Origin of the sequence: Pseudoalteromonas sp. SG43-6, assembly GCF_014164365.1 — a bacterium.
GTDB classification, from domain to species: domain Bacteria; phylum Pseudomonadota; class Gammaproteobacteria; order Enterobacterales; family Alteromonadaceae; genus Pseudoalteromonas; species Pseudoalteromonas rhizosphaerae.
The window spans coordinates 1-7,320 of record NZ_JACJEZ010000092.1; the positions used below are offsets into that span (position 1 = coordinate 1).

The window sequence follows — 7,320 nt, forward strand, 5'->3', positions numbered from 1 at the left end:
GCCACGGCTAAGTGGGTGCGAAGACAGCAAGAGGATTTATTACCGTGTCGGTATTTCCACCTTGTTTTTACGCTCCCTCATGAGTTGAATATCATTGCTCACTATAACCCAAGTGTGTTGTACCAATGTTTGTTTAAAGCCGTATGGCAAACGCTGTGTAAATTTGCGAAACGAAAGATGCATGGCCAGTTAGGCATGACAAGTGTACTGCATACATGGGGGCAGAACTTAAGTCAGCATATCCACTTGCATTGTTTGATACCCGCAGGTGCACTTGAAAAAACGCACTGGCATGAAATAGAAAAAGGCTATTTATACCCCGTAAAAGCGTTATCAACAGTCTTTAGAGGAAAAATGCTGGCGGCGCTCAATGAATGCGATAGTTCATTCGCGAAGATAAACACGCCAACCAAATGGTGCGTGTATAGTAAAGCCTGTTTAACGTACAGTGAAAAGCTAGTTAGTTACCTTGCTCGTTATACCCGAAAAGGCGTGATGTCAGAATCACGTTTGGTGACAGCGAATGAACAATCTGTGAGTTTTAAATACCGAGATTATGCAGATAACAACCGCGATAAAGTAATGACACTGAGCTGTGATGAATTTTTACGGCGCTACTTACAGCATGTACTGCCCAAAGGGTTTATGCGTATTCGCCACTATGGATTTTTAGCCAATGCATGTCGCAAGCGAAAGTTAGCGCTGATAAGGGCTCACGCGCGACACACATATAAACTGGTGAAACCAAAGGCAGAAAAAGAACCATTGATACCGCAATGGCCTTGCCAGCGGTGTAAGGTTGGCATATTACGATTTATTGGAGTGATAACCTCAGATATTGCGACGAATGAAATAGTTCGAACGAGTTAGCGGCCTAGCTTGCTGCATCAAATCAACTAGTTAACCTGCTTAACTGTTCAGGTCAGTGGCGACTGTGCGTACAAAAAATATAATTGCTTAACGGTTAAACATTAGGTTTAATGGATACATAATAAACGCTGAGTAACGCAGGGACAGCTTAGATACGACAGGCACGCCAATTAAATTGGCTTGATATAGCTTAGGTCATAAAAAGCAAATACCCATAGCATAAACAACACCAACTCTGACACACCGAGCAGGTAGCACCTCAGTCCAACAAGCGATTATGCAACACAAACTGCGTGTCGCATAAATACTAAAATGTTAGCTACCTAAAGGATAAATCGTGCTAAAACTCTATCGTTTTACCGAAAATAAGAAAGAGTATTGGGAAACTTGGGACAATGACGATGGTTCACATACAGTACATTGGGGGCAACTTGGCACTCAAGGTGAAAGTAAGGTAGTTAAATCTAGTTTTTTCAAAAAACCTCAGTACAAAATTCAAAAAGAAATAGATGAGTTAATCACAAACGGATATCAGCAAGCTGAGCAGGAGTTTACCTTATTAGTTGAATATGAAGTTGATGGTTTCGGGACTAGTGAAGACCTAGATAAACGGGCTAGGTTACAAGATCGAATGAATGAAACTCTTGGCTGGACAGGCTTAGGTCATTGTGATGGTGGCAGTATTGGTAGCGGCACAATGGAAGTTTGCAATTATGTAGTAGATTTCGAAGTTGCAAAAGCTGTAATTGAAAACGACTTGAAAGGTACGGAGTTTGAGGATTATACGCGTATCTACGATGAGAATGCTGAGTAATCGGTAGCTAACAAGGCCGTCAAACAAAGGACACAAAACAGCAGGCTGTGCTCCTTCGTCGCAAATTTTAGCCTGCTATTTTATGCCGTTTACGGCAAGCGTTAGTCTTCAAGGAATAGAGCTGTGAGCACACAAAAACCAGTTTGTCAGATTTGCGGCTCTTTTAGAGAGTTGACTCTCCACCTACATGAGCTTGGTAAATTTTGCGAACTACTTGGCAATGAGCAAACAGTATTTAAGCCATTTAAAAAAGAAATCGTTGAATGTGGCGTTGCAAAAACGCAAAGCATAGCCAAATGGCTTCGTTTAGCTAGTCAACTAGAATCAGTTGAAATGAATACCTTTAGATATGAGGAAGCTCACTTTTACTGCGAACCTGTGGCTGACGAACTTAATTCAAACGCAAACCATGATTCTTCTCTTGCTACACAGATTACTAGATTTCTATTTATTTCGAACGCACTTGAAGAGGCTTATCGGTTATCAAGTCAAGTTTACGAACAACAGTTTTCTAAACTAAAAAAAGCTGGTAAAAAGACAGAAAGACAACGAAGCTACTCAACTCAATCAGCATGGCTTTTAGACGTGGTTTTTGTTTCAAAACATCTACCAGAGTATTATTCCCACAAAGTAGATGGATTGACTGAAGTATCTAAAATATACAAAGAGATATTCAAAGTTAATTTTGATATAGACCTTGAAAAAAACAATCAAAAATCAATTGGTTTTGCTTTGGTAAGGAACATAAGAAATCACATTGCACATGCGGTCTTTCCTATTGTAGATAATCCCGAATTCACTTGGGAGTTTGATGACCCAAGGACTAAAAAGCTGGTTTTAACTTTATTGTTAAGAGCTTCTCGATTAGCAGCGATGAACATTCAAGTTATCATTGGCTTTGTCTGTGATGAATTCAAGTCCGATGATTATTTTTATCTTTCAGAAGACCCCGATGTCGGTGATGTGTTTTCAGAAACCTGCACTTTAAGGTATGCAGATAACCTTCACATTGAACAAGACTTTGGCCTTAATGAAAGCTCACAATGGGCATGGCGTACAGGTGTGCTTGAAGGCTAACACATATGAGCCTTAACTCTGTCAATAGGCACTCGTATTTTATTTGACCGTTTTTATACAGTGACGGTCAATTCTAAATCAACTCTAATTCAATAAGCAAATTCATTTACTTCGTCTGTCTATGTGGCTGTTAAGCAAGTAGCTTACGGCAAACACGTATTAAGGAGGGTTTTTAACACTGCATCTGCTGATATTCCTCTAAAGCGCAGCGTCTCTTAACCTCTTTGTGAATAATTCACTAAACTTTTTGCACAAAGAGAAGGGAATGAGAAGTAAATGAGGGTGAACTTGAAGGCTAATTATTGATATGTGAAAACACAATGCATTAATAAAAGTAAGCCCTTATCACCTAAAATAAACCACTCAAACACCTGTCATACCTTCCAAAATGCCAATTAAAGCAACAGCAAATCCTCTTTTTATATTTACGTAAAATCGAAGTAACTGATTGAATCAAAATAGGAACTTGGCTATGGTTGATTCATCAATAAAAATAAATTTTAAAACGAGTTATTCTACAGGCTCGTAAGAAGTACCAGAAGGATCTGCAAATGTCGTACTACAATCCCTTTATTTTAAAGACTGCTGCAAAAGTGTCGTTTCTGCATATTTCATGGCTAGTTGCTCTGATTGGTATCCCGATAGTCTTTTTCAGAGATGGCCTTAATTTCGCTGAAAAGTCATTGCTATTTGTTGGGTTATTACTTTTTTTCTGGTTAGTCTATTTGGTGTGTTGTATTACATTTCATAGGTTAAGTATGCGAAATGAACATAACCGCTTTGGCTACTTAGCGAAAGATGATTTAGAAAAAGGCAAAGAGGTTGGTACACATTTGGAAGGGTGGTAAACATGGTACTTCTAACAAACGCATTATGTTCATTCGCTGCGCTCATTGGGACGCGTTAGGTCTAAATCAGAGGGTAACTGCATTGATCCAAAATTCGTATACAAAAGCGGCATTTATAGCGCTACTAGTGGCCAGCGGCCTCAGCGTAGTTGTGGGGTTTAGCTTTTTCACATTATTACCAGAAGCAAAGGGACTTACTCTGATTTTATTGCTCCTGACACCGTTAGCTATATTCATTAATCTATTCGTTGCTTATAAGATATACCAAGGTAAGAATAGATTCATCAAATTCGCTTTCTGGGTGTATGTAGTTCAAATTGTAGGGTTCGATATCGGTGGTTGGGCGTTCTCTTTGTTACTGGGTTTTACATTTCATATTTCATGGGCGGTAGGTTCATCCTCCATCACCATAAATTTCTTTGCAATCTTAATGTCCGTTCTACTATTTAAGGCAATGCAAAGTGCTAGTAAAACCTCATAGCTTAGTTCTTAAGGAACACAGATCGTATTACTTCCTATTTTAAAACGGCAAATGTCATTATTTTTTCAATGGATTGCCGCTTACAATTTACCGCTAGTAGCTTAAGTACAGGGTGTACCTTACGATTACACTGTGTTTGCTCGATGCAATCCAGAATATCATCCAACCAAAGATAATTGCACTGAATCAGGGATTTGCATTATCGAGTGTTTTATATCACTCAATTGTGCAAAAGCTATTTAAATAATGATTCACAAAGAGGTTAAGAGACGCTGCGCTTAAGAGCAGACATTAAGACTATATTTAAGTCGCAGAGGTAAAACGCAGACAGTTTTGTACCAATTTCAGTCATTCAGGTATAACTCGTTTCTGCCCCTTTCCAAGTTAACGTTAATACTCAGTGCAGCTCACGATACTGAGTTTTGACGTACATAAACTAATGAATAGATAAAAGGCCTATCAGGGCTTCCTTATTTGGTGTAGTAGCACTATCTATCTCGCTCTGTGAGTTTAAAAGGTGTATCCTGATTTAGTACCATATAATTCGGCAAGTTTTTGATATTTTGTAAATATAAGGTGTGACGATGAATCAATTGTTCTCTACTCTGACTACATCGACTTACGATTGGAGTATAGATTTTAAAACAAAGAAGGATTTTATAGCGGTGGCTAACGAAATAGGTTACACCTTCACTTCTTCTAAAACGACTAATGAAGTATCGGACTTTATAAAGAGAAAAGTAGTATCGTTATTAACTTCAAACGAATGTCCTTGCGAAGATTACATTACGGTTTTCAACCAATTCTCTTATGATTTCTATTGTAACAATAAAAATCCTAATGAATTCAGATTTCTTGCTTACCTCAGATTCTTTTTAAATTTTCTAGATGGGTACACCATCAACGAAAAAAAATGGATAGAGGCACATAAACTTATACAGAATTACATATATATGGCTAATCATAATCATCCATATTTATCTCTAAATGAAAAAAACAAAATCATATCAGAAGCAGTGAAAAGATTCAGAAAAAAAGGAATCACGGTTGACGTAATCGAAGGTAAAATTCACTTAAGCGATGATCAATTCAACAATATTCTGCAAAGAATTGATTTTAGAGCCAAAAAATTAGGTGACAAACTTTATCAGGATATTCTTGCAAGAATTAAATCATGCTATAGAAGAAAGCATGATAGATTTTACTTGAGGAAAGAGTTACATCCAACAAACTCTCAACCAGAGCCAAATATTCCTTTTGGTTACCTTTATAATCTGTCAATAAAGAATTTGAATACAGTAAAGAATCATCAAGCAAAAAAGCAAATATCAGAGATTATTGAGTTATCGAAAGATCTAATGACGATATTAGAGCTACAATGGTTAAATCCATACGAAAGCTTGCTTTCAGGTCAAGATATAATCCCTTATTTGCGAAAGAATTTATTGCACGATGAATTATTTACTGTTCATCAGTATAGTAATAGTAATGCCAGAAAAATAATCAACGGCATGTTCAATAAAAATCATAATACCAAAATACCCAAAGACATAGATTTAAGCATTTACATTGATATTTTTGACATAGTAAATACAACGCCGAGCATTGATATACAGTCCATAGAAAAAGTAGAACTATATTCTCACTTACTAGGAGGATATACAGAAAATGAGATACAAAGCGCATTGGATGAACTGTGTATAGAAGAAGGTAAAGTGAACAAAGACTATCTAAATCCTTTCGATATAAACGCAATAAACTACTATGAAAAACCATTTATTAAAAATAATGAAAAGATTATTTATTTAAACTCATATTTTCATAACGATGGATTTGTATGGTTTTTGAGGGCTAAGCTGAAACATGAATGTGCTCAAATAGGAATAGCAGGAAAAAAATTTAACGACTTACGTGGTGACATATCAGAAGAATTTATAAAGAATCTATTAAATGCAAAAAAAATATCTCACAAATTTGGATTAAAATACAAAGTTAAAGGAAGCGTTTTTCAAGATATTAGCTCAAGTTCAAAGGATGGTGAATGTGACTTTATTATTGAAACTGATGATAGAATCATCTTCATTGAAGAAAAATCTAAAGAATTGGACATTGAATCAAAAAGCGGAGATATCTTATCAGGACTATGGGACTTAGCTTTATCACTGCTAAATTCTCAAGAGCAAATTTGTAGGCATGAATATTTACTTAGAAAACAAGGGAAAATTGAATTCGAGAATGGCTTCACTCTTGAACTGAAAGACAGAAAAATTGAAAAAGTGTCTTTGACACTCTTCGATTTTTACAGTCTAGCAGATGTTAACAGTGTTAGAAGCATTCTGATATCATTCATCAATTCAACTATTAGTAGTACTGATAACGACTCGAAAGTAACCGAGAAGATTGAAAAAATAAATAAAACACTTAGAAAACTACAAAATATTTACAAGAGTGATATCTTTAAAAATGAGTACATCAACCCAGACAATTCTCTCAATACTCTAAACAGCCGATTCTTTAGTTCAAATCAACTAATTACAATGTTAGATCATTGCACAGGCAACGAAGATTTTCTCAGCATAATGAATAAAACTAAAGCTGTTGGTAACAACAGCCAAGACTGGTTTTCGACCTTCAACTACTTTGTAATAGACTTATACAAGAATAAGAATAAATAACAGATCTAAGCCGCTCCACAGGGCGGCTATCAAAACTTGTAAGTGCTAAAGGGTTAAATGCCGCTTAATGAGAGCAACCATTTCTAATCCAGTTGATAGGGCAGTTCTTGCCCAGCGGCAATATCCCTTACTCTCGTCATCCATTCTTAGCTGGCTAGATCAATGCACCTAACTTGTTTTGCCGTACCTGAAATAATTCGTGAAAGTCTAAATTAGCAAGTGCTGTAACTCATTTTTGTCCAAAAGAGTGTTAGAGCGACCGAACGGTTATCGCTCTAAGCCGTCATTCAGTTTTAATCATTCATCGTTGGGTTTCGTTGCTCTCAACCACAACCTAAGGTGATAAATTTAACGCCGAACTGTTTTGGCTTTTCCTTGCGCCTAGAACCTCCAGCCTAGTACTCGTTCACAGAAGTTCTGATCAGCTGCTTTACTTAAATTCAGGCAACTGATTTATTCCTATCAATAGCTTTATCGTTCGGCTTTTTCCAGCAGTTGAAGTGATGAACCCTTTCTTTTTAAGCGTTAAAATCATTGCATGAACACTTGATGATG

At 36.7% G+C, this 7,320-nt stretch carries 6 protein-coding genes; all 6 read left to right on the forward strand.

The window, feature by feature from the left end; translation table 11 throughout:
- On the forward strand, positions 1-870 hold an 870-nt coding region (locus H5201_RS21715; RefSeq protein ID WP_182785372.1), incomplete at its 5' end, for a transposase.
- A 337-nt stretch (positions 871-1,207) separates the two neighbouring features.
- Positions 1,208-1,684: a hypothetical protein gene (locus H5201_RS21720; RefSeq protein ID WP_182785374.1), complete on the forward strand. Its 477-nt coding sequence runs from the start codon at positions 1,208-1,210 to the stop codon at positions 1,682-1,684.
- Between the two features lie 123 nt (positions 1,685-1,807).
- Positions 1,808-2,761, forward strand: coding sequence for a hypothetical protein (locus tag H5201_RS21725; RefSeq protein WP_182785375.1), 954 nt, complete (start codon positions 1,808-1,810; stop codon positions 2,759-2,761).
- Positions 2,762-3,312: 551 nt separating this feature from the next.
- Positions 3,313-3,609 (forward strand): hypothetical protein, encoded by a 297-nt coding sequence (locus tag H5201_RS21730; protein ID WP_064665971.1) that lies wholly within the window; start codon positions 3,313-3,315, stop codon positions 3,607-3,609.
- 82 nt (positions 3,610-3,691) lie between these two features.
- Positions 3,692-4,090, forward strand: a complete 399-nt coding sequence (locus H5201_RS21735; RefSeq protein ID WP_157586679.1) for a hypothetical protein — start codon at positions 3,692-3,694, stop codon at positions 4,088-4,090.
- A gap of 584 nt (positions 4,091-4,674) precedes the next feature.
- The gene (locus H5201_RS21740) at positions 4,675-6,765 is read left to right on the forward strand and encodes a hypothetical protein (protein ID WP_182785377.1); all 2,091 of its coding nucleotides are present in this window, start codon (positions 4,675-4,677) and stop codon (positions 6,763-6,765) included.
- Positions 6,766-7,320 lie beyond the last annotated feature (555 nt).